This is a genomic window from Paenibacillus sp. FSL M7-0420 (genome assembly GCF_038002345.1).
Taxonomy (GTDB): domain Bacteria; phylum Bacillota; class Bacilli; order Paenibacillales; family Paenibacillaceae; genus Paenibacillus_AQ.
Genome location: NZ_JBBOCJ010000001.1, coordinates 6,403,506 through 6,427,497, shown reverse-complemented (window position 1 = coordinate 6,427,497; position 23,992 = coordinate 6,403,506). Strand labels below are relative to the sequence as shown.

22 protein-coding genes are annotated in these 23,992 nt (G+C 44.6%); 16 read left to right on the top strand and 6 right to left on the bottom strand.

Going from position 1 to position 23,992, the window contains the following annotated elements; genetic code table 11:
• Positions 1-299 precede the first annotated feature (299 nt).
• From sigW to glmS, 6 genes are all read left to right on the top strand, one after another.
• Positions 300-866 carry an RNA polymerase sigma factor SigW gene (gene sigW, locus MKX51_RS27440; protein ID WP_036696241.1) on the top strand — a complete coding sequence of 189 codons (567 nt, stop codon included), beginning with the start codon at positions 300-302 and terminating at the stop codon, positions 864-866.
• Between the two features lie 99 nt (positions 867-965).
• On the top strand, positions 966-1,580 hold the full coding sequence (locus MKX51_RS27435) for an anti-sigma factor family protein (protein WP_036724508.1): 615 nt from the start codon (positions 966-968) through the stop codon (positions 1,578-1,580).
• Between the two features lie 211 nt (positions 1,581-1,791).
• Positions 1,792-2,625 (top strand): diadenylate cyclase CdaA, encoded by an 834-nt coding sequence (gene cdaA, locus MKX51_RS27430; RefSeq protein WP_076081805.1) that lies wholly within the window; start codon positions 1,792-1,794, stop codon positions 2,623-2,625.
• Positions 2,618-4,072 carry a CdaR family protein gene (locus tag MKX51_RS27425; protein WP_340994594.1) on the top strand — a complete coding sequence of 485 codons (1,455 nt, stop codon included), beginning with the start codon at positions 2,618-2,620 and terminating at the stop codon, positions 4,070-4,072. Before cdaA ends, MKX51_RS27425 begins: the two co-directional genes overlap by 8 nt.
• 112 nt (positions 4,073-4,184) lie before the next feature.
• Positions 4,185-5,525, top strand: coding sequence for a phosphoglucosamine mutase (gene glmM / locus MKX51_RS27420; protein ID WP_340937797.1), 1,341 nt, complete (start codon positions 4,185-4,187; stop codon positions 5,523-5,525).
• Between the two features lie 658 nt (positions 5,526-6,183).
• Complete coding sequence (gene glmS / locus MKX51_RS27415; RefSeq protein ID WP_340994593.1) at positions 6,184-8,016, top strand: glutamine--fructose-6-phosphate transaminase (isomerizing); 1,833 nt, start codon at positions 6,184-6,186, stop codon at positions 8,014-8,016.
• A 619-nt stretch (positions 8,017-8,635) separates the two neighbouring features.
• Here glmS and MKX51_RS27410 read toward each other — a convergent pair.
• Genes MKX51_RS27410 through MKX51_RS27400 form a run of 3 tightly spaced genes read right to left on the bottom strand, consistent with a single transcriptional unit; the run spans position 8,636 to position 11,503 of the window.
• Positions 8,636-9,919 carry an MDR family MFS transporter gene (locus MKX51_RS27410; protein WP_340994592.1) on the bottom strand — a complete coding sequence of 428 codons (1,284 nt, stop codon included), beginning with the start codon at positions 9,917-9,919 and terminating at the stop codon, positions 8,636-8,638.
• Complete coding sequence (locus MKX51_RS27405) at positions 9,916-11,139, bottom strand: ATP-grasp domain-containing protein (RefSeq protein WP_340994591.1); 1,224 nt, start codon at positions 11,137-11,139, stop codon at positions 9,916-9,918. The genes MKX51_RS27410 and MKX51_RS27405 overlap by 4 nt, the downstream gene beginning before the upstream one ends.
• A 40-nt stretch (positions 11,140-11,179) precedes the next feature.
• Positions 11,180-11,503 (bottom strand): ArsR/SmtB family transcription factor, encoded by a 324-nt coding sequence (locus tag MKX51_RS27400; RefSeq protein ID WP_340994590.1) that lies wholly within the window; start codon positions 11,501-11,503, stop codon positions 11,180-11,182.
• A gap of 292 nt (positions 11,504-11,795) precedes the next feature.
• Between MKX51_RS27400 and arsL the strand changes: the two genes are divergently transcribed.
• The 8 genes from arsL to MKX51_RS27360 all read left to right on the top strand — a co-directional run bounded on the left by arsL (position 11,796) and on the right by MKX51_RS27360 (position 20,230).
• Positions 11,796-13,073 carry an arsinothricin biosynthesis radical SAM protein ArsL gene (gene arsL, locus MKX51_RS27395; protein ID WP_340994589.1) on the top strand — a complete coding sequence of 426 codons (1,278 nt, stop codon included), beginning with the start codon at positions 11,796-11,798 and terminating at the stop codon, positions 13,071-13,073.
• A 25-nt stretch (positions 13,074-13,098) separates the two neighbouring features.
• Positions 13,099-13,407: a carboxymuconolactone decarboxylase family protein gene (locus MKX51_RS27390; protein ID WP_340994588.1), complete on the top strand. Its 309-nt coding sequence runs from the start codon at positions 13,099-13,101 to the stop codon at positions 13,405-13,407.
• A 30-nt stretch (positions 13,408-13,437) separates the two neighbouring features.
• On the top strand, positions 13,438-14,499 hold the full coding sequence (locus MKX51_RS27385; RefSeq protein ID WP_340994587.1) for a hypothetical protein: 1,062 nt from the start codon (positions 13,438-13,440) through the stop codon (positions 14,497-14,499).
• 72 nt (positions 14,500-14,571) lie between these two features.
• Complete coding sequence (gene arsM / locus MKX51_RS27380; protein WP_340994586.1) at positions 14,572-15,393, top strand: putative arsinothricin biosynthesis methyltransferase ArsM; 822 nt, start codon at positions 14,572-14,574, stop codon at positions 15,391-15,393.
• Between the two features lie 104 nt (positions 15,394-15,497).
• Positions 15,498-16,709 (top strand): ATP-grasp domain-containing protein, encoded by a 1,212-nt coding sequence (locus MKX51_RS27375; RefSeq protein WP_340994585.1) that lies wholly within the window; start codon positions 15,498-15,500, stop codon positions 16,707-16,709.
• 35 nt (positions 16,710-16,744) lie between these two features.
• Complete coding sequence (locus MKX51_RS27370) at positions 16,745-19,009, top strand: hypothetical protein (RefSeq protein WP_340994584.1); 2,265 nt, start codon at positions 16,745-16,747, stop codon at positions 19,007-19,009.
• 33 nt (positions 19,010-19,042) lie between these two features.
• On the top strand, positions 19,043-19,684 hold the full coding sequence (locus MKX51_RS27365; RefSeq protein WP_340994583.1) for an aquaporin: 642 nt from the start codon (positions 19,043-19,045) through the stop codon (positions 19,682-19,684).
• 51 nt (positions 19,685-19,735) lie between these two features.
• Positions 19,736-20,230 carry a GNAT family N-acetyltransferase gene (locus tag MKX51_RS27360; RefSeq protein ID WP_340994582.1) on the top strand — a complete coding sequence of 165 codons (495 nt, stop codon included), beginning with the start codon at positions 19,736-19,738 and terminating at the stop codon, positions 20,228-20,230.
• 51 nt (positions 20,231-20,281) lie between these two features.
• On the opposite strand, the gene MKX51_RS27355 is transcribed toward MKX51_RS27360, so the two are convergent.
• From MKX51_RS27355 to MKX51_RS27345, 3 genes are read right to left on the bottom strand one after another with little or no spacing between them, the layout of a single operon-like run.
• The gene (locus MKX51_RS27355) at positions 20,282-20,776 is read right to left on the bottom strand and encodes an arsinothricin resistance N-acetyltransferase ArsN1 family A (protein ID WP_340995722.1); all 495 of its coding nucleotides are present in this window, start codon (positions 20,774-20,776) and stop codon (positions 20,282-20,284) included.
• Between the two features lie 21 nt (positions 20,777-20,797).
• Complete coding sequence (locus tag MKX51_RS27350) at positions 20,798-21,604, bottom strand: arsenite methyltransferase (protein WP_340994581.1); 807 nt, start codon at positions 21,602-21,604, stop codon at positions 20,798-20,800.
• A gap of 57 nt (positions 21,605-21,661) precedes the next feature.
• Positions 21,662-22,111, bottom strand: a complete 450-nt coding sequence (locus tag MKX51_RS27345; protein ID WP_340994580.1) for a MarR family winged helix-turn-helix transcriptional regulator — start codon at positions 22,109-22,111, stop codon at positions 21,662-21,664.
• A gap of 133 nt (positions 22,112-22,244) precedes the next feature.
• Here MKX51_RS27345 and MKX51_RS27340 point away from each other — a divergent pair, with 133 nt between their 5' ends.
• Positions 22,245-22,571, top strand: coding sequence for an ArsR/SmtB family transcription factor (locus tag MKX51_RS27340; protein WP_340994579.1), 327 nt, complete (start codon positions 22,245-22,247; stop codon positions 22,569-22,571).
• Positions 22,572-22,681: 110 nt separating this feature from the next.
• Positions 22,682-23,977, top strand: coding sequence for an arsenic transporter (locus MKX51_RS27335; protein ID WP_445322084.1), 1,296 nt, complete (start codon positions 22,682-22,684; stop codon positions 23,975-23,977).
• The last annotated feature ends 15 nt before the right edge of the window (positions 23,978-23,992 follow it).

Sequence of the window (23,992 nt, the reverse complement as noted above, 5' to 3'; positions counted from 1 at the left end):
GCCTTTATTGGCAGATTTCAACCGCGGCCTGCGGTTCTAATCAGGAAATCTGCCAATAACAGCGACCGGAAGTCCAAATGTTCTGCGCAGCCCCCGACTAATCAGCCGCCAGGGGGCGAGGGGGGTTCCTTCAGCGATCAGCCGCCAGCGTCCCGCAGTAAGCTTTTCCAGCACATTATATAGAAGGTAACAATACAAACCTTGATTTTTGCAAGCACATGATTTACGATTTAAATGCTTGTACCGTGGTCTTCGAAGAGCTGAAAGTCCAAGGGCGGCAAGTCTGGGGGAGTTAACAGGTGGAGAATCTGGAAGGCAGACTGACAAAGCTCGCCCTGAAGGGTGACCAAAGGGCATTTGCCGAGCTTGTGGAACTATATAAAGACAAAATTTATCATTTGGCTTACCGTATGCTGAATAACCGCCATGAGGCGGAGGATGTTGTTCAGGAGACTTTTTTGCGCGTCTACAGAAATTTGGACAGGTATGATGATAAGCAGAAGTTCTCGACATGGATCTACCGGATTGGCACGAACCTCTGCATTGACCGGCTGCGCAAGCGTCGCCCGACCTATTCCCTGGATGCCGAGATGAACGACCAGGAGGGGATTGACGGGTATTCGATGATTCCGAGCGATAATGTGACCCCGGAGACGGAACTGCTGCTCTCGGAGACACAGAGACTCATCTATGAAGCCATCGACAGCCTGCCCGTGAAGTACAGGTCGGTTATGATTCTGCGCTATCTGCAGGATTTGTCGCTTCAGGAGATCGGCGATGTGCTGGATATGCCTGTAACGACGATCAAGACCCGGGTGCATCGCGGCCGTGAGTTTTTACGTAAGAAGTTAGGACCCAAATTGTAAAAATAGATTATTTTTTATGAAACTCCTGCATTGCAGGGACGTATGTAAGTTAAGCAAGTCTTATGCACTAAATTAGCACGTATGAAAGGATTGGCTCCTATGGAATGCAAACTGGCCGTCTCTATGATGCACGACTACCTGGATGACGACTTGCCCGACCTGCAGCAGAGGGAATTGAAGGAGCATCTTTTATCCTGTACGGAGTGCCGTGCGAGGTTCAAAGAACTGGAACAGACCGATATGCTGATGTTTTCCCTGATGCACCAGACACCTGTGGCCTCGGAGGATTTGGTTGGCCGGATTATGGATTCATTACCGAAACCCAAGAAGGAAAGAGCCTTCATCACCTGGATCAAGCGACATCCGGCCCTGACGGCGGCGTCGATGTTCATTCTTGTGATGCTGATGAGCTCCGTAACCTTTTGGAATCAGGATCGGCAGCTTGTGGTTAGAGGGGCAGACCTCGACCAGGTTGTGATCAAGGGGAATACGGTGATTGTACCCTCCGGCAAAATTATCTCCGGCGATCTGACGGTGGAGAACGGTAAGACTCAAGTCTACGGGGAAGTCAACGGGAACGTAACGGTAATCGACGGCTCGCTGTATCAGGCTTCAACCGCCCATATCTCCGGGCAAGTCAAAAGTATAGACCAAGCCGTAAGCTGGATCTGGTATAAAGTGACGAACATGTTCTCTGAAGTTGCCTACCGATAGCTAAATGTTGGTCGCTTGTAGCAGATAACTCATTTGCGCCTCTTTTTCCGGAAAGATGGCGCTTTTTTGTTGCCTGAAATGACAGGTTCATCAATTTACCAGCCGCCAAACTTGCAACCGGAGGCGTAACGTTATAACCTAGAATAAGATTCAAGCTTAACAGACAATTTACATAAACCCAGTTAATTTGAAATCACGGGGGTTTTCGGCCATGAGCTACTTTACCGACCTTACATGGAAAGAATCCATTAAAGATATAATTGATATTCTAATTGTCAGCTACATTATCTATAAAGTGCTCAACATGGTGCGCGGGACGCGGGCGGTTCAGCTGCTGAAGGGGATTATGGTCCTGGTCGTCATCTGGGGCGGCAGTACTCTACTGGATCTGTATACCCTGAGGTGGCTGATGAACCAGGTGTTTACTTTTGGGATACTCGCGATTTTTATTATTTTTCAGCCGGAGCTGCGGCGGGGGCTCGAACAGCTCGGCCGGGGCAAGTTCTTCGGGCGCAATGCGGAGAATGATGAGGAGATCAGTAAATTAATCGGTGAAGTGATTAAAGCCGTGAATTATTTGGCTGTCCGCAAAATCGGGGCATTGATCGTATTCGAACGGGCCACGGGGCTTAATGAATATACGGAATCCGGGATCGCCATGCGCTCTGAGGTCAGCTCCGAGCTGCTGATTAATATCTTCATCCCCAATACGCCGCTGCATGACGGAGCGCTGATTATGCAAGGAGGCCAGATCGCTGCGGCAGCCTGTTACCTGCCACTCTCGGAGAATCCGTTCATCAGCAAGGAGCTGGGAACCCGGCACCGGGCCGCAATCGGTATCAGTGAGGTGGCAGACTCGGTGTCTGTGGTCGTCTCTGAGGAGACCGGCCTGATCTCGCTGGCCATCAATGGACAAATTGTCCGGGATATCAAGGAAGAGTCCCTAATCTCGAAGCTGCACCAAGAGCTGAGCGCAAGCAGCTCGCCCCTGATGGAGAAGAGCTCCGCTTTCTGGAAACGGAGGGGGAATAAAGACAATGGATAAATGGATGAAGAACAACAACTTCAACAAGATCCTTGCCCTGGCTCTGGGGATTATTCTGTGGACTATTGTGCATGTGGATACAGCGCCAACGTACCAGACTACGGTTAATAACGAATCGAAGACGATTGAGAATGTCAAAGTGGAGATTGAAGGCTTTGACAGTGAGAATTATGTACTGACCAAGGATGTGGACAGCGTCAGGATGGAGGTAATGGGCAAAAAGTCCGATCTGACCTATAAATTCTCCGATGCTTATCGGGTATGGCTGGATCTGAAGGATGTGAAGCCCGGTGATAACACGCTTCCGCTGATGTATTCGACTCCGAGTGGTGTAACCCTGGAAGCTATGGTCCCGAATCAGGTGAATGTGCATATCGAGGCGCGGACGACGAAGTCTTTTCCCGTCTCGCTGAATATTACGGGAGAGCCGGCAGCAGGCTATGAAGTAGGCAGCCCTGTGATTGACCCTGTATCCGTAGAGGTTACCCTTCCGGCAAGTGATCTTGGACGGGTAGCGAAGGTGCAGGGGAAGGTGGAGCTGGAGGGGCAGAATGAGACTTTTAGCGAGAAGCGGCTGAAGCTCTTCGCTCTGGACAGTAAGGGGAACGAGCTGGAGGATGCGGTCATTGAACCCTCTACAGTAGCGGTAGAAGTGCCTGTTACCCTCCCGTCCAAAACCTTGCCGCTGGACATCAGCTTCACCGGCAGTCTGCCCGGTTCACTGGTGCTGTCCAGGGTAACGCCGGAACAGGATATGGTAACGGTATACGGCAGTGCAGAGACCCTTAAGACCTTATCCTCGTATGAGGCTGTCCTGGATTTGAGCGCTATCAAGAATGCGGGCACAGAGCAGATGAAGCTGGAGCTTAAGCCGCCGGAGGGCACCGGCAAGATTGAGCCTGCAGCCATGACCGTAGCGGTCTCTGCGGCGGAGATTACCCAGCGGACCCTCTCTGCTATCCCGATTAAGCTGGAGGGCGTCAGCAGCGGGCTGACAGCCCGTATCCTAGACCCTGGAAGCGCCACTATGGATCTGACCCTATCAGGTGCGCCAACGCTGCTGGACCAGCTCGACCAGGATAGCATCAGTGTGGTTGCAGATGCCGGGGGGCTTACGGCCGGTGTTTACGATGTTACGCTGCAGGTGTCGCTCCCCCGGTTCATTACCCTGCAGAATACCGCCTCGCAGCTTGTTGCGAAGGTGGAGCTGGTAGCGCCTGCTGCTCCGGCCGCGACTGCCGCGCCGGACAGTAGCCCTATCCCCACGCCTACGCCGGAGCCCAGTGCTGAGCCTGCATCCGGTAACGAGACGCTCGTAGAGCCAACCCCGGAGCATACCGGCGAGATTATAGAGGAGACCCCGACGCCGACACATGTTCCGCCGGAGACTGCTGAACCAACGCCGCCCGCAAGCGGCAATAATGCTGACAGTACGGGCGGAACATAACTTTCCGGTCACGAACGAGTCTATTTGTATGTACCTGACATACACGAATTATCGAATCATTCATACTATAATTTATTAAGCTGAAGCAGCGTATTCAAAAGGAGAAAAAAAGATGGGTAAGTATTTCGGAACAGATGGCGTACGCGGGGTGGCTAACCGTGAATTAACAGCAGAAATGGCCTACAGTATTGGACGCTGCGGGGGATATGTGCTGGCAGGAAATGTGGAAAAGCCTAAAGTGGTCATCGGGATGGATACGCGGATCTCGGGTCCGATGCTGGAATCGTCACTCATAGCGGGTTTGTTGTCCATTGGGGCAGATGTGATCCGTCTGGGTGTAGTTTCTACACCTGCTGTAGCTTATATCACCAGATTGCTGAAGGCGGATGCGGGAGTGATGATCTCTGCTTCGCATAATCCGGTGGAGGATAACGGAATCAAGTTCTTCGGCGGAGACGGCTTCAAGCTGACAGACGAAACGGAGCTGCGCATTGAGGAGCTGATGGATGCCGAGCACGATGAGCTGCCGCGTCCGGTAGGATCGGGTCTGGGCACGCTGCGGGTCGATGATCAAGCGAAATACCTTTACCTGGAGTATCTGAAGACTACCATCGACCAGAGCTTCAAGGGCACGAAGGTGGTGCTCGACTGCGCACACGGCTCAGCTTATGAGCTGGCACCGCGATTGTTCAAGGAACTGGGCGCGGAAGTGATTGCCATTGGGGCGGAGCCGGACGGGCTTAATATCAATGACGGCTTCGGCTCCACACACCCGGAGACTCTGCGTGCAGAGGTGCTGCGCCATGGTGCGGATCTGGGGCTTGCTTTTGACGGGGATGCGGACCGCCTGATCGCTATCGATGAGAACGGCGACGAGGTGGACGGCGACTTCATTCTCTGCATTTGCGGGGATGCGATGAACCGTGCAGGGAAGCTGAAGGATGGCACCATTGTATCTACAGTAATGAGCAACATCGGTTTCTACAAGGCAACGGAGAAGCTGTCGCTGAATACGGCGAAGACTGCGGTCGGTGACCGTTATGTGATGGAAGAGATGCGCCGCGGCGGCTATAATCTGGGCGGGGAACAATCCGGCCATGTGATTTTCCTGGACTATAATACTACAGGTGACGGCATTCTGACTGCGATTCAACTGGTGAATACCATGAAGTCTTCCGGCAAAAAGCTAAGCACACTGAAGTCCATGATGACTAAGTATCCGCAGGTGCTGGTCAATGTGCGTGTGCAGGACAAAACCAATTATCCGAACAATCCGGCCATTGAGGCCGCGATCATAGAAGTGGAAAGCAAGCTGGGCGACAACGGGCGTGTCCTGGTGCGTCCTTCGGGAACCGAGCCGCTGATCCGTGTAATGGCCGAAGGGCCGGATAAGGCGGAGCTGGATCTTTTTGTAGGGCAGATTGTTGAAGTGGTTCAGCGCGAGCTGGTGTAATCACTCACTCAAGTAGCAGGAACGGGTAGCCGGTGGATGGATCAATCCGATTCGTTCACCGGCTGAATGATTAATGGGGTCATGGCTGTTTGGAAAAAGTGTGAAATGGATGAAAAAGGTTTTCTTCGCCACATCGTTGCAAAAACGGGTTGAGGTGCATATAATAGACTAAGTGTCATTCCAGAAGGAAAGCGGGGATCGTAAGGTTATTGCAACACAAGCGCCAGAGCTTGATCTTGCGCGGGAGAGAAGGGAGGACCGGTGGCTGTGTAAGCAGTGCAGGACGGTCTGAACGGATCACGGCAGATGTAAGCTGACGAGGTGGAGGTGTTCGAAATGTTCGGCGGGGACCTCCCGGTGATGCACCAGAGCCGTAAATGGAAGCGGAAAATGCGAGGGCGACCTTGCACACAACGCTTTTGTGGGTGCTAACTTAAAGATGTACAAATCATGGGTATGCGCATTTGCAGGAACGCAGACGGTTCTGCCACGGCAGAGGAGAAGACTGTGCATAATCGTGACTAACGATGTAATTGACAGGTTATCATGTTGGGTGTAATGGACAACATCATATTTGCTTTTCTTCAAAACATGCCGCACGGCACGTTTCTTTCCTCATGCGCGCCTAATTACGATAAATTGGACGGAGGAAAATATAATGTGTGGTATTGTGGGATATATTGGTAATCAGAATTCGCAGGGGATCTTGGTAGAGGGTCTGAAGAAGCTGGAGTATCGCGGGTACGATTCCGCAGGGATTGCCGTATTCACGAAGGATGGTCTGCAGGTGGTAAAAGCACAGGGACGTATGGCAAACCTGGAATCCCGTCTGGACGCGACACCGCTGACAGGCAGTGCAGGGATCGGCCATACCCGTTGGGCAACACACGGCAAGCCATCCGATGAGAACTCTCATCCTCACACAGACAACACTCACAAATTCTCGGTAGTACACAACGGGATTGTCGAGAATTACCTGGATCTCAAGGAAGAGCTGATTGCCGGAGGATGCCACTTCACCTCCGAGACGGATACAGAAGTCATCTCCCACCTGATTGCCCGTGAATACAAGGGAGATATCGTTAAGGCTGTACAGCAGGCGATTTCTTACATGCGCGGAGCGTTTGCTCTGGGTGTACTGACTGAATATGAACCGGATAAGCTGGTAGCTGTACGGCAAGCCAGCCCGCTGATCATCGGTCTTGGAGAAGGCGAGAACTTTATCGGGTCCGATATTCCTGCACTGCTGGAATACACCCGCAACGTATATATTCTGAACGACGGCGAAATGGCTGTATTGACACGGGATGCTGTCGAACTGATGACGATTGAAGGCAACTTTATTTCTCGGGAAATGATTACTGTCGATTGGGATGCCGTTACCGCAGAAAAGGGCGGTTATGAGCACTTCATGCTGAAAGAAATCCACGAGCAGCCTAAGGCTTACCGCGATACCATGCGCGGACGGATGAATGCGGAAGGCAACAAAGTCATTCTGCCTGAGCTTAATCTGACAGAAGAACAAATCAAGAACATCCGCAATATCCAGGTGGTAGCTTGCGGTACTGCATATAACGCCGGTCTGGTTGGACGTAACCTGATTGAGTCTCTGGTACGCATTCCTGTAGAGAATGATATTGCTTCGGAATACCGTTACCGTGCGCCTATCGTGACTCCAGAGACACTGGTTATCGTAGTGAGCCAATCGGGTGAAACTGCAGATACACTGGCTGCTCTTCGTGAAGGTCAAGCGAACGGAGCTCATGTGCTGGCAATCACTAACGTAGTAGGCAGCTCTATTGCCCGGGAAGCAGACAGTGTACTGGTTACGCTGGCTGGTCCAGAGATCGCTGTAGCTTCGACCAAAGCTTACACTTCCCAACTGATCGCATTCACTTTGCTGGGTCTGTATCTGGCTGAAGTGCGTGGTACACAGTCTGAGTCTGAAGTTGCCAAGATTCTGGCCGCTATGCAGTCTCTGCCGGAGCAAGTTGAAGTCATTCTGGGTCAAAAAGACGCGATCAAAGCCTACGCTGAGCAGATCGCTGAGCACAAGCACCTGTTCTTCATCGGCCGCGGCGTAGATTACGCTGTAGCTCAGGAAGGTTCGTTGAAGCTCAAAGAAATCTCCTACATTCACTCTGAAGCCTATGCTGCGGGTGAACTGAAGCATGGTACTCTGGCATTGATCGAAGAAGGCGTTCCTGTCATTGCTCTGGCGACTCAGGAATCCGTGCTGGAGAAGACCGTCAGCAACATCAAAGAAGTGAAGGCCCGTGGCGCCCATGTCATGGCCATCACCCACGAAGAGCACAAAGACGACCTGCTCCGCTCCGTTGACCAGGTGTTCGTAATCCCTCAGACCCTGCCGCTGCTGACTGCTGCACTGTCTGTAGTTACCCTGCAGTTGCTGGCTTACTATGCGTCTCTAGCCCTGGGCCATGATGTTGATAAGCCAAGAAACTTGGCGAAGAGTGTTACTGTGGAGTAGGGTTAGGGGAATTGGATACATTTTTTGATTAATGTTCAGTAACATTAAAGTTGTGAAGTCGACATTAAAGTTGTGAAGTCGACATTAAAGTTGTGAAGTGAACATTATAGTTGTGAAGTGAACATTAAAGTTGTGAAGTAGTCTGATAATAAAACTTAGAAAACAACCCAAATATTATGAGCCGTCCTGAAATTTTAGGACGGCTTTATTTTTCAGTCTAGTGTTCCCAGGGGCACGTATTAGAGAGGGAAGGAGCCCTGCTTTGTTTATGATTTTGGAGGAGATACGAGTGAGTGAATGCCAAGCGGCTCATGGCACCCAAGGAAAAAGTTCAAGAACTCCAGGAAAGCTAGGTCATGCGGCCAAGGAGAACAACAAGATTAAATTCCTTGCCTTGTATTAAAAAATCTACCAGTGGGATGTGCAATGCGAAGCCTGGAAACGGGTGAAAGCGAATAAGGGAGCTGTGGGAGTGGATACTGTAACGCTTGCAGATATTGAAGAAGAACGAGTAAATGGAAACGTAATTGTTCTAGTCCTCTGACAAAAAAGCGGCAGTGGACTAGAACTTGTTCCTATTACGATTTGACAATTATCATAACCCTCACTAATGCAAAACTTACTGTATATTCACTGTATTGTGATCCTGCGCTGCTCTCCGGTTATGAACATCTTTGAGAACGGTACTTCCCAGGTAGAGAGCAACCATACCTGAAAGGAAGAAGAGTATAGCAACGGCGGAAGGTGAGAGCAAATCGATTAAGAAGATCCCTAAGGAACCAATAAGCATACTGCCTTTGAGAGCGATTTTGTTCATAGCAAGATATGAGCTTCTCAATTCATCTGGGGCTAAATCTCCAAGGTATGACTCATAGGTAGGGACGAAAATAACTTCTCCGATGACAGCCAGTGCCATTGCTAAAAAAAGTACCCAGGGCTGATTGGAGTACGCAATGATTGAATATCCAGCGACATAAAAGATGGCGCCGGAATAATAAGTTGTTTTCTCACTTAGCTTTTTAATCAAACTAGCAGTGATAAAGGAAAACACAATGACTAGAATCGTATTTTCCACTCGAAGATAGCCAAACATTTCAATACTTCCTAATGACAGGTCAAAGGGAAACAAGTTGAACTGATCAATGCCTTTTTCGAATCGAATGGCAATATAGTTGCTAAAATGACTTTCCATAGAGAACAGGATCATCGTGGACAAGATAAAGATCATAAAAATACGATCTTTTAATACAAGTCTATAGCTTTTAAACAAGTCACTGAAGCGCTCAGACAAACTCATTTTAACCTTAGAATCATTCCGCGAAGGAACGTAAGTTTCATCAATCATGAAAATCGTGATGAAGAGGGACGCCAACGAGGATATAAACAGAATGATAAACAGTACAGATAAGTATTGGTTAAAGAAAAGGGTACCAATTAAACTACCGAGTGCCATCGACAGATTAGAAATCCAGTATAAGAAGCCATACATAGCTCTACGCTCCTTATTTTCTGTCACGTCAAGCAGCATTGCTTCAGAAGCCGGCGAATACAATCCTGAACATAGGTTGTAAAAGATAAACCCAATTGCTGTTACATAAGGTGAGGAGTACCATGGTGAATTTGTGAGCATCATGAGGAAGAAAACAGTGGCCTTCAGTCCCTCTGAGATAACCATTAATTTCTTTCTTCCTATTACGTCTGCGTAATAGCCGCCAATAATATTTGCCAAGAAGTTAACAATGACTCCAATAGAAATAGTTAGACTGGCTGTACTTACAGTGGTGTTCTTGACCAAATAAATAGACATAAAGGGAAAGATCATATTCGATGCAAATGAACTAATGAAAATCAATAAAATTCTTAGTTGAACTATTTTGTGGAAGCCTTTAAATTCTTTGATCATACGCTAGCCCCTCTCACCAGTTCCTCCTCACTTTTCCAAGATAAATGTTCTTCGACCCATGTACTTACCAAGTCAAGGCGCTCTTTAATTTGTTCTTCACTTTCCCCCTTTACTAGAACCATGGCCACATAGGAAGAACTGGCGATTGCTTTAGCAAATTTTGTTCCCACTTTATCCGTCTTTATGATGCTTTCAACTACCCATTCAAAAGGTAGATCTCCATCAATGGCATCTAAGACTCCTTCTTTAGGAGGAATAACACAAAAACCAACTAATTCATTTTTAGTTGGATCATAACAAATGGAACCATCGCACTGTGAACGTATGGATTCTTTTAAAATATTAATTCCGGTCGCAAATTCGATAGCTTCTACAATTAAGCCACCACCCACTCGACATGCAATTTCACAGAATACCAATTCATCATTAAAGGTGTGGAAGATTTCAGCATGGAAGGAAATAGCATGATCAGGCGTTGGCATTACATTCAATATTGCATGAACCGCTTCATTTAATCGTTGATACATGACATGATTCTGGTCTAAGAGGACGGAACCTACATAATTTCCTTCACGATAAGCTAAACATCCATTAACATATTGAGAGGGACGGGACAACAGCAGTGAGCCGTTTTGATACAGCCCGTCAATGTGATACATCTCACCGGCTACATGAGTCTCAATCTCAAGGTTAGTTTCTAAGCCGTACTCAAGCATTTCAGTTAATTCCGCTTTGTCATGAATGACATGTACCCCCATGGAGCCTGCATTATCAATGGGTTTGATTACGAACGGATATCCATTGTTTTTCTCAAACTCAAGCACATCATAAAGATGGTTTATCTTCATGAAATGAGGAACTTGAATCGAGTGTTTCACTAAATTTTTCATAAAAACCTTGTCACGAAAAGCTAGAGCGCTCTCGACGCTCTGTCCCTGCAGTCCAAGATATTCTCGTAATTGTGCTGCCTTTAGAAGGTCAAATTCTTGTGCGGCAATTATGTAATCAATTTGCTTGGCTTCGTGTAATTCAACAATATGCCTGTATATGTTTTCATTTTGATCAAAATCATTAAAGCCAGCTTTGTGAATGAAAAATTCAGAAAACCCAGATACATGTTCGGGTTTTGTAATCATAATAAATTCCCCGTCAATATCTTTAAGCCATTCTTCGTAATTAACACTACTTGGAGAAAAACGATTAATAATTACAGTCCGCATAAGGGCCACTCCTTTAAGAAGGTATCTGTTTTAATTGAACCTAGCATGTGCATTTGGGTTTGAGTTGATCTAAATCTTTTTTGATATCAGCGGGAAGAGTATCAATGAGTTCGTTGAAATATTCAAATTCCTCAGTCAGGGAATAGTGAACCCATTGCCCTCGCTTGGACTCTTTTACTAAGCCGCCATCCTTTAACTTTCGCATATGCTGGCTAATATTGGACTGACTCGTTTGCAGAAAATCAACAATCTCACAAACACATAATTCCTTCTCCCGGAGTAAGCAGAGTATGGTTAATCGGTTTTTATCGCCCATTAGCTTGAATATATTGGCTGTTTTTTCTAGAGTAAGCAGAATCTTCACCACCCATTTTCAATATTTTGATATTATTTAAATTTTTTGTATTGACAATACCACTAATTCCCAATCATTATATAATCAAGTGATTAAACAGTAAAGTGTAAAGCTAATATTTTTTCCCATTCGCTCTTTCTGCGTTCATTATTTCCTCATAATTCACCCTAATACAGCGAGATTCTACTTGAAGAGCTTCAAAGTGCAGTGATTGTGTTTAGCCGGTTACATTTGGCACATTGCTTATTTCATTTGAAATAGGCTTGGAGCATATAGCATTTTGCAAACAGGAGGGAAAGATGTGTTAAGTATATTACTCGTTTCGAATTTTGAGGGTGGCTTCCAGCCTATGACTGTTGCTTCGGGTGCTGCCAGTTTACTAGAAGCAGGGTTCAATGTAACCGTACTGGACACATATGTGGATGGGATTAAAGCTGATTTATTTGAGGGCCCAGAGCTTGTTGCCATCTCAATTCCTCTTTTCGATGCACTTCTTCCAGGGATTGAAATAGCAAAGCAGGTTCGCGAAGCTAATCCGAAAGCGCATATCACGTTCTTTGGACAATATGCAACCATTAACGCGATGCGGCTAGTTGGAAAGTATAGTGATACCTGTGTTGTAGGAGAATGGGAAGAACCGTTGGTCGCATTGGCTAAATATCTGTCCGGAGATCAGCAATCAGAACTACCAGGCATTGTAAATGCAAAGCATGCGGCAGAAAATCAACAGATTCATCCGTATCTATCAAGGAATCACTTTCGTTTGCCTGCAAGGCATTTGCTGCCCCCTTTGTATAAGTACCCGCAAGTACAAATTGACAAATTGTGTGACGGAAAACAAATTGTCGGGTCAACTGAAATTGCAAGAGGGTGTCACCATAAATGTCTATATTGCTCAGTTTACGCTGCCTATGATGGCAAAGTCATAATGGTGCCGGAAGATCTCGTTATTCAGGATGTCCGTGTACTTATGGAGGATGGAATGACGCACTTAACTTTTGTAGATGCAGATTTCTTTAACTCCAAACGGTTTGGTTTAACTGTATTGCGACGGTTGCATACTGAATTCCCAGACCTGACTTATGACTTTACTACCCGTGTTGATCATATTCTGGAGAACAAAGAAGCCTTAAAAGAAATGTCCAATTTAAATGTGAAATTTATTACTTCCGCCTTAGAGTTCCCAACCCAAGAAGTTCTTGATGCGGTAGCAAAACAGACTTCATTGGAAGATATTGAAGAGGCAGTAGCCTTTTTAAGCGATATTGGCATCAAACTAAATCCAACGTTTATCATGTACAACCCGTGGGTCAAATTAGAGGAATTAGCAACATTCAGAGCTTTTGTGGAGAATAATGATTTAGAACAAATTATCGATCCGATTCAATACGAAACAAGATTGCATTTATACAAAGGCTCTCCGTTACTTCACACTGCCTCTATTCAAGCATTAGAGCTAATCGAGCATGAATTTCATGTGGAATGGAAGCATCCCGATCCCAGAGTGGACGAACTATATGCTGCCAGTTTGACTCCAGTTGAAGAGGGGATCTTTAAACGCTGTTGCTTAAAATGCTAATTCCTATGACTAAGGAGTGTTGATCATGATCGCTTTAGTACCCGAATTAAAAGATAAATTGCTGGAGTTTACAAATAGTGCTTTGTCAGGCGATGCTTTATCTGAACGTGAACGGGCACTAGCTGTCTTAGGTGCTGCCTTTATCATAGGTGACATTGAGGTAGTTAAAAAAGCAGTCGTATCTGCTAAACAGAATGGGCTCTGCAACGAGGAGATCGGTCAAGCACATGCAATTGCTATAGCGATGCGTGCCCAGCAAGTAGCGAACATAGACCTTTTTACTGCAAGTCAGAATAAAGGAACCTTAAGCTCGGATTCAAAATGTTGTAACTGAGATTAAAATCATGAGAAAGAAGGCGCAAATATGAGCTTTTCTCCATTAGAACGTTTAGAAAGAACGGCATTAAGCATTGCTTCCAAGAATGGTGCAGTGCTTGATCTTACCAATTCGTCTCTTTCAATTGATTTACAGCTTTCTATTACGGAGCATTTGACTGTTAACGGCTCCGATATCGTTGTCGTTGGACCTTCCGACCCAAGCCTAATTCAGCGTATCTCAGAAAGCGTAGGATCACAGGGGCGAATGATAGTAAATGATCCCAATTATTCAGCAGAGAATTGTAAAATTCTGAGTTCCGGATATGGCGATTTTAGAACAAAAGCAGAATTCATTACTAATTATCTTATAGCAAATACACTTTCAGATGTTGCCGCTTATCAGCAATTGGAGCAAGCACTATCTGAACAGCGGTTGAAAGACCCAGTTATCCAGAATGATACTATCGATTCTGTATTCTTAGGTGACACACTCAATCTGGGTTTGAAGGATACAAGTCAAGAGATCCTGTCCGAGGCGTTCAGAGTGCTTCGTCGTGGCGGAAAATTGTTATTGACCATTGTGCTAACAGATGAGGAGCTAACTCATAATGAACTTCCTTTAACAACTAACAATCATCACATTCAATTCATTCCACAAGAAAAAGAAATATTCAAACTATTAGAAACAGCCGGATTCTATGGGATGTCCATTGTGTGGAGGGAAACCTTGCCCTACAAAGTAGTGGCTGGAAGGGAACTCCGGCGGTTTGTAATTGAGGCTTATAAAGGTAAACAAGGAGTTTGTCTTGATCAAGGGCACGCAGTGATTTATAAAGGGCCTTGGAGTGAAGTGGTGGATGATGACGGGCACCGCTTTCCGCGTGGAGAACGAATGGCCGTTTGTGCCAAAACCTATGAAATTATGACCAAAGCGCCCTATAGCGAGCACTTTATTGGTGTTCTGCCTTATCTAGAGATTCCCCTGGATCAAGCACCATTATTCGATTGTAATACCCCACTAGTGAGGGACCCCGCTGTGACTAAAGGTATTAAAAGTGTCTTTGATACAGCAGGAGGCAGCTGCGATCCTTCAACAGGATGCTGCTAGATCAATAGCATTACTCCTCGTTTATGGAGGAAACATTTATTTTAATTTGGTGATAAAACAGGAGGATATGATATGTCAAACCAACAAACAGTCAGTAATAATTGCTGCTCAGAAGGCCCAGCACCGCTTACTATTGCTAGCCAAACCGTTCGGGATTTCTATAATTCGGTAGCAGAAGAGGAAGGGTTGTATCCTTCAGGTACGGATAAGTTCTCGCCATCAGGACCAACAGAAATGATTATTGAGCTTGTGAAGCATCATGGGAAAAAGCGGATTTTAGATATTGGGTGCGGAATGGGAACCACCCTGCTACAGCTTGTCCGTGAGTTTGATGAAGGCACTCAATTCATTGGTGTTGATTTCAGTGACAAGATGGTTGAGCGTGCTCGTGAAAAGAGTGCCGATTTGCCAAAAGAACTTCACAAAAAAGTGGGATTCTTCGTCTCAGATTCACAGGCACTGCCTTACATGGATGAACAATTCGATCTGATCTACAGTGAATGTGTGTTTAATCTAATCCCAGATCGTGAGAAAGCAATGAAGGAAGTTGAGCGGTTACTCTCACCAGGAGGTATCTTTATCTACACTGATTTTGTTTCCTTTGTGCCAGTGCCCCAAAAAATTAGAGACAATCTGAATTTCATAAGTGGATGCCGTGCAGGGAGTATTCTCCTGAGCGAAAACATTAGCTATATGGAATCACATTCCTTCCAGCATATTCAAATTCATAATTTTACTGAAGATAAGAACAAGCGTTATGCGGAACTAATGTCTTCGAGTGAAGAATATAAGAAAGACTACGAGCAATTTGTCAATGAAGCACCTGAAGCTGTTGAGTTTCTGGAAGATAAAGTTGGATATTATCTAATTTGTGGTGTTAAGGCTCAACCATAACCTGTTTACCAGAAGCAACGTTCTAACAAAACATGGATACCTGGGCCAACCGAGTTGGGGATTCATTCCCCAACTCCGGTTGCCTGGAGGAAGGAGGAAGGCTAGTGGCTATTCTAATTCTTAATCGTAACTTGCATTCGTTCACCCCTTATGAGCAATGGCTGGATTCCAAGGAACTGGTTATGCTCACTTCATCCGATTCGCATGATAGTTTCCTGCACGTGAATGACCGCTACGAATATATCGAAAGCTTTAATCGATTCGGTGCTAATGGAAATGTGGAGCGAAGAGCTATGGAGCTGCACAGTCACTACCGGTTTTCAGCCATTATCGCAGTTGCAGAATATGATCTTATAAGAGCTGCGGAACTTCGAGAAACGCTTGGGATAGAAGGTCAGAATCTGAAAAGTGCCACTGCTTATAGGAACAAGTGCATTATGAAGCAAATCGTAAAGGAATCCGGTGTGACGGTACCTGTATTTGAGAGGGTTAGGACCAATATGGATCTGATTCAATTTGCCTCAAAGCATTCCCTACCTCTTGTAGTTAAGGTTGTAGATGGTTCCGGGGCTGAGGGTGTAAGCATCATTAGAGATCATGCAGACCTTATCGAAAGACTACAAAAAGGCTTTCAAGGCGAATGGATTGTGGAGGAATATGTTCCAGGAGTCGTTTACCATGTAGATGGTCTTTATCAAGACGGAAGAATACTATTTTCTTGGCCGTCTGTTTACATCAATGACTGCTTAGCTTACACCGATGGGAATCCTTCGGGGAGTTACATATTGGAAGCTGATAATACCTTAGTTCCACGATTACAACAAGTTGTTCAGCAAAGTATAGACGCACTGCCTTCCCCAAGAATCATGGCTTTTCATGCGGAAATTTTTCATACACCGAATGATGAATTGGTATTTTGTGAAATTGCAAGTCGAGTAGGTGGCTCCAAAATTGGAGATATGATTTACAGTGCTTTTGATTTTAATCTAATGGAATCGTGGCTCCGTCTTCAATGTCAGCTCAATCTCAATACATCTGTTCCTGATAAGCCTGTGAATATTGTGGGTAATGTCCTTGTTCATCCGAAAAAAGGGATGTTTATACGGGCACCAAAAGTTCAGATTCCATTCAAAGCTATCGAATATGAAATCCTGGCTGAACCTGGGCAGTCCTTTGATTATGGTAACCATTGTAACGATTGCTTAGCATCATTTGTTATAGAAGGGGATAGTGAAGAGGATACACGTCTAAAACTGCAGGAATGTGTTGAATGGTTTACGTCCAACATGGTCTGGGATAGTAGTTTGTTTTTTTAGGCTTGTGCAATTCATATAAGATTGGAGTACAGATTATGAAATACAAATTACAGCCTGTGGTGACAGGGGAGGACCTGTATTCATTAATTTATAAATGCCTGCAAGAAGATGTGCACTGGCTACCCGTCTATCCAGAACAAAATGTACATCAGTTGTTCTCCATTAAGGATGAGCCATATGATTGGGTTTCTGAACCAATGAGTAGCTTCTCCTTAGACGCAGTTCATGTACAGAATCTGATCGAACTGTATAACGAAAGCTTGACTGGAAATGAAACAGAAGCCGTAGGTGTATTTGAAACATATACAGATATTTGTAGCGAAGAAACACTATTGTCATTATTATATGCCATCGTATACAGAAAACGGTTCTTGTATTTAACTGACTATAAGCATCTAACATCATTATTACTCCGGAATGAACTTCAATCGGTATTCCTCATCTTGCCATATTCCGCAATGGACTTTAGCTTTACGTACAAAATAGAAGCATTGAACAAGTTTGTCGGATTCCTTCCATATACGGATAAATACTCCATAGTGAATTACTTATTTAAGAGAATCACTTTAGATTCAGAGATAAAAGCGGAGGCCGTATACCTTCTTTTAAATCGCATTCAAACAAAGAATGACCGTGAAGCGCAACATGTATTTAACGATGGCTTGGCATACTATTTTCCGAAAGGACAGTGCGATCTAGCTCATTTGGAGCACTTGATGACCTCGTCAACAAATGTCGTTGAGTTAAATTACATCGCTCATTCCAGAGAATGTTCAGTTGTGATGGATGACTTTCTATTTTGTGGGTATGAGAATGCCTCCAAGCAAACCTTCAATGATCGTCATCATTTTTTACCAAGCTGTTATTACAACGGGGAATTGTGCTACACCAGCAACCGAAAAAGATTAAGTACAACAGCCCTTCATGCGAAGGTTCTATTTCTGAATGGTTGCAACATTGGAGACTTGGATAGCAGCTGCATTCCATATGACTATACGGTTATTAAGCATTTAATTGAGGGAAGCTCTCTCAGTATTACAACATCACCAAGCATTAAAACTGGGGATGTGGTGGAGAACATTCTGGCACATAATCTATTAAAGTATGGGTTTACAGAAGGCGAGAAAGTCTATTATCTAAATAAGTTTCTCCTTAGGACAGGAATTGAAAATAATTTGTATTACCAAATAGGAGATCCATCATTCGGTTATGAAATGTTAAAGCCGGTTACCGCTCATATTGATTTTAAGAATATGCAAAACTTAGATTTACAGATCACTGGATTTCAAAACGAAACCTTTTTTGAAGTGAAGATCCTAAATCTCCCTAAAGGTTCGGATATTCATATTAATCAGTGCAAATTGTATTTTGAGAATGGGAATGCAGACAGGAAATCAGTTGTTTATTATCACGTAGCAGACTCACCTACTGAAAATGAAAAGGTCTGTATGTTTTTTTCTAAAACTCCCTTTGAGGCCGTATCCATGAATGTCATCTTCACGTTCGATGATCCAATCACTAGGCAATTAAAGTCTATCCACGAATATAATATGAATTTGGAGTTTTTAAAAGACATTTCAAAAATTCCTAGCCATCTTAAAGGTAGATTAGAAGATCTTCAAAATCAATATATCCATATTCATCAAGCCTCGAAAGAGTACAATTTCAATATTTTAACAAGAACAAAGATGCTTGAAACCATACATAATATGGAAGGGAAGTACAAACAACTCAGCAAGGAACTGTTCTACACCATAAAATCATATACCGAAAAACATTCAGACAGTTATTTTGAATCCATCAGTGAAAAAAGAAAAGAAACGGCCCCTATACAATTTAAATCAGTTTGTCGGGAATGTGGGAATATAACAGGAGAATTTTCATACTCTCTTTTTACATATGCCGGCCCTTTGCGAAGAACAAGTTTCAAATGTATGCAGTGCGGCGGAATTTCTGATGTCGCGGACACCAGCATTCAATTTATGGGCCGCAGTGACATGCGATTTGAATCGGTTGGATGGAATGATGTGATTTATTCCATAGAAAATCACAATAATTTTCCTGTGGAGTTAACTGCTGCTGTACTTTGTATTGATACGAAGGAGTTGGACATCGAACTTGATCAGCCGGAATTTACGATTGAACCACACCAAAAAATCGACCTTAAAGTAAAGATAACACCCCGTAATTTATTGCAGCGTGGCTATTATTTATTCTCATTTTATTTCATGGCTAACACACGTTTTTACTATTTTTCTAAGATGATGGGGTATGTGAGTTCAAACCAAGCGATCCCTTAAACACCTATTCGTGAAGATGAAGGAGAAAACAGTATGTTGAAGAAAAAACTTTTGGCCGAATTCATAGGTACGTACTTCTTAGTTTTTGCTGGAACAGGCGCTATTGTAATTAATAGCATTACAAATAGCTTAACGCATGATGGTATTGCAATAACCTTTGGTTTGGTTGTAATGGCTCTAATATACACTTTTGGGCACATTTCAGGAGCTCATTTTAACCCTGCAGTGACACTCGGTTTTTTATTTCGGAAGGATATTTCAATTAGGGAAGGGTTCTCTTATGTTCTCACTCAATGCATTTCTGCCCTGGCTGCGAGTGGTACATTATATCTTTTATTCGGAAACATCGCTAATCTAGGAGCTACTCTACCCCGGTCTGGGGATGGCCAATCTTTCACTCTGGAATTTATACTAACCTTTGTGCTTATGATGGTGATTTTAGGATCTGCGGTACATGGTAAAGCAGTGAAAGGTTTTGCCGGCTTAGCGATAGGAGGGACGGTGGGATTAATGGCGATGTTTGCAGGCCCGATATGCGGAGCCTCTATGAATCCGGCTCGATCCTTAGGCCCAGCGATCATATCCGGAAATGTGCACCATCTCTGGATATACATATTAGCCACGATCCTTGGTGCAGTTGCTGCTTCAGGAGTGTATGGGATTCTTCACGAGTAGACATATGAGACATCCGCGATACTTCGATTAGAACACGGAGGTGTTAATAATATGCTTTTGACTCGAAAAGCAAACGAACGAGATTGGGATGCGATTAAATCCATTTATGAGGAAGGCATTCAGACAGGGAATGCAACGTTTGAGACCAATGCCCCTTCAAAGGAGCAATGGTTTTCCAGTCATAATACGGAGTGTAGCCTTGTTTGTTTAGATGATGAAGATATTGTTGGATGGGCTTCTCTGAGCTCTGTATCATCCCGCTGCGTGTACGCTGGTGTTGGAGAGGACAGTATTTATGTAACAGCGTCTGCACGAGGGAAGGGGATTGGCCATTTGCTTCTTGGCAAGCTTGTTGAAAAATCAGAGGAAAACGGGTTTTGGACGATCCAGACTGGAATTTTTCCTGAGAATATGATGAGCATATCACTACATGCTAAACATGGATTCCGTGAAATAGGACTTAGAAAAAAAGTCGGGAAAATGAACGGAGTCTGGAGAGATGTGTTATTTATGGAGAGAAGAAGTGAGATTGTAGGAATAGATTAAAAGGAGAAGTTCCTCCGTTTGCGGGTGGAACTTCTCTTTTTTACTTCATTTTTATAGTAGCTTCTCCATAATCATTACATCAATAAACGCTCCGTCCATCAATCCTTGCTTCTCAAATACACCAACCTGCCGGTAGCCCATTTTCCGATACAATCCTTGACCACTCTCATTAAACGGAAAGGTAAAGAGAACCATTTTATAAAAGCTATTTTCCTTTGCTACCTTGTGTAAGGATTCCAGGAGGGAGCTGCCTACACCTTGCCCACGAAAGCTTCGATCAATATATACAGAAAGGTCAGCGACGCCGTTATACGCGCAACGGTGGGAATATGGGTTCAGTGAGGCCCAGCCCACGACTTCACCTTCGCGTTCAGCAACCAAAACGCTAAAGCGGCCTTGGTGATCATTGAACCATGATTCCATATATGAGGAGTCTTTCGTCTCTGTTTCAAGTGTAGCGATCCGGTCCTCGATCCCCTGATTGTAGATACGAAGAATGCTTTGAATATCCTCAGGTGTGGCCTGACGAACAGTTAATGTACTAATCACATGAACATCCCCTTAAGATTACTTTCTCGCTTTAATTACAGCAGAGACGATGTATTGGTCAACATTTGCACCTGGAACCCAATCTTGGATGAATGTTTTAGATTCGTCCTTTGGCTCAATGCTGATATCAGTAAAGCCGGAGTCATGGAGCATTACCTCTAAATCGGCAATGGAAGAGGCGCCTGAGATACAACCGGAATAGTATTCATCCAGGTCATTTTTGATCTCAGGAGGAAGCTCAGCTGTAGTTACGATATCTGATATGGCAAGACGACCGGCTGGCTGAAGAACACGATAAGCCTCACGGAATACTTGCTGTTTGTCTGGGGAGAGATTAATCACGCAGTTGGAGATAATGACGTTGATCGAATGATCAGCAACGGGAAGATGCTCTATTTCTCCCAATCTGAATTCGGTGTTACTGAACTTACCTTTAAGGGCATTATCTCTTGCTCGACTGATCATCTCAGGTGTCATATCCACACCTATAACATGGCCTTCATTACCTACCTGCCGGGAAGCCAGGAAACAATCAAATCCGCCGCCACTCCCTAGGTCCAAAACATGTTCACCCGCCTGCAGTTCAGCAATAGCCTGTGGATTACCGCAACCAAGACCTAAATTTGCGCCTTCAGGAGCTGCAGCGATGTCCTCACTGGAGTAACCCAACTTAGCAGATATGGCACTGAAATCAGATGGGGATTCACAGCAACTGCTGTCAGCAGAAGTTCGGCTGGAAGGGGAAGTCGCAACGTTTCTTACAGCAATCTTTTGATAGCGCCCCCGTACATTTTGGCGGATCTGATCATCCGTAAGATTGGTCATGATTATACACTCCTTAGCTAAAATAATTTGCAACATACAAGTAAAATAGAAGAGAAATTACCCTTTAACGGGTGCACAGCAATTGCTGAGCTTTCCCATAGATTCGTTGAAAAGCTTAATGGACCGTAATAATGTTTCTACTTCAAACTCACTCATATGCGAAAAGGCTTCGTTCAGGTACTGATTCATTTGGTGCTCAATAGTTGTAGCTACCATTTTTCCTTCAGGTGTAAGCGACAGGGTAAAAATTCTCCGATCTGTGGGGTTAGGTGCCTTTCTAACCAGGTTCATTTTCACCAAAGACTGGACTTGTCTGCTAAAGGTAGTGATATCCGTGCCAAGGGTTTCGGCGACTTGTTGCATGGAAGGCTCAGGACTCCGATCGATCTCATATAACAGTTGGCTTTGGGTTGCGGAAAGATTACATCCCCCTACGCTGCAGCAGTCCTTATTGAGAAATCCTAGCCGCCGGGTCATGATTTGGAATAGTTCTCGCGGGGTTTCCATTGTTCTCACCTCTTGATGTAGTTATAGCGCAATTAATTGCAAATTGCAAATATTATTTTGCAATGTTGATAATTCATCTTAAAGGTCTTAGAATATAAGTATCGTCTTATATACGGAGAGGGGAGATTTAAAATTGGATACACTTAATGATCTTGCAGAAGATTTAAAGCTCCTTGGAGATAAGACACGTCTCACTATCCTTACACTTCTAAAAGAGCGAGAGTGGTGTGTATGTGAATTCGTGGATCTCTTTGACATTTCTCAACCAGCCGTTAGTCAGCATCTACGTAAATTAAAAAGCAGCGGACTGGTAAAGGAACAGAAAAGGGGGCAGTGGGTGTACTATTCTTTAAACATTGAAGATAAACCCCATGTTAAGGCGATCCTAAATCTCACTCCGGATGCGAGTGACATTCTCTTGCATTTGAATAAACCTTCTAAAACTGCATGCTGCGAGTAACACTTTTTCGTTGAATATATAAGCATATAATTATATAATGATTCATGACATTAAACTTAACTCTTTGAAGGGAGTGATCTGATGCGTGGAGTTAGACATACAATGGGGGAATACCATTGGTAGCTCTGGCAAGTCTGATATTTATAGTCACATTGATTTTTGTCATTTGGCAGCCTAAAAAGTTGTCCATTGGATGGTCTGCCTGCGGTGGAGCGTTACTCGCCTTACTTGTCGGTGTCGTCGGCTTAAAGGATGTTCTGGATGTTACGCTGATTGTGTGGAATGCAACATTGGCCTTTGTAGCAATCATTTTGATCTCCCTAATTCTCGATAAAATTGGATTCTTCGAATGGGCTGCTTTACATATGGCCAAAGCTGCTAGCGGGAATGGAACCCGAATGTTTATCTATGTCATCATTCTTGGTGCTGTAGTAGCGGCATTTTTTGCTAATGACGGAGCAGCGCTCATTCTAACACCAATTGTGCTGGCTATGGTCCGTGCGCTAAATTTTGATGAGAAAAAGGTTTTTCCGTTCATCATTGCTAGCGGGTTTATAGCGGATACAACGTCTTTGCCCCTGGTTGTAAGCAATCTGGTGAATATCGTATCGGCCGACTTTTTCGGGCTAACCTTTATGGAATACGCCGGACGGATGTTAATGCCTACCTTATTTTCTTTAGGGGCAAGCATCTTTGTACTCTATCTATTCTTCCGAAAAAGTATTCCAAGAACCTTCGATAGCTCCCAGCTGAAAAAACCTGAATCGGCTATTAAAGACAAGCAGATGTTCAAGTTATCCTGGTTTGTACTTGCGGTTCTGCTGGTAGGATACTTTGTCAGTGAGTTTCTGAACATTCCGGTATCCGTAGTGGCGGGTATCATCGCGATCTTTTTCTTGCTCATGGCAAGGAAAAGTCCTGCTGTTCCCACAATAGAAGTGGTGAAGGGGGCACCTTGGGCCATTGTGTTCTTTTCCATCGGCATGTATGTTGTCGTATATGGTCTAAGAAATGCGGGGCTTACGAATGTATTAGCTGATGTTATCCAGGCCTTTGCAGATCAAGGGCTGTTCGCCGCTACGATGGGGATGGGTTTTATTGCCGCGGTGATCTCTTCGATAATGAATAACATGCCTACCGTAATGATTGATGCGCTGGCCATTGATGCCACGAACACTTCCGGACTGATTAAGGAAGCTTTGATCTATGCGAATGTTATTGGTTCTGATTTAGGACCGAAGATAACACCGATTGGTTCGCTGGCTACCTTACTGTGGCTGCATGTGCTTTCCACCAAAGGAGTAAAGATATCCTGGGGCACGTACTTCAAAACAGGAATTCTTTTGACGATCCCTACGCTGTTCATCACACTGCTTGGTTTATATATAACATTGACCTTATTTTAAACTCAAAGGAGATTG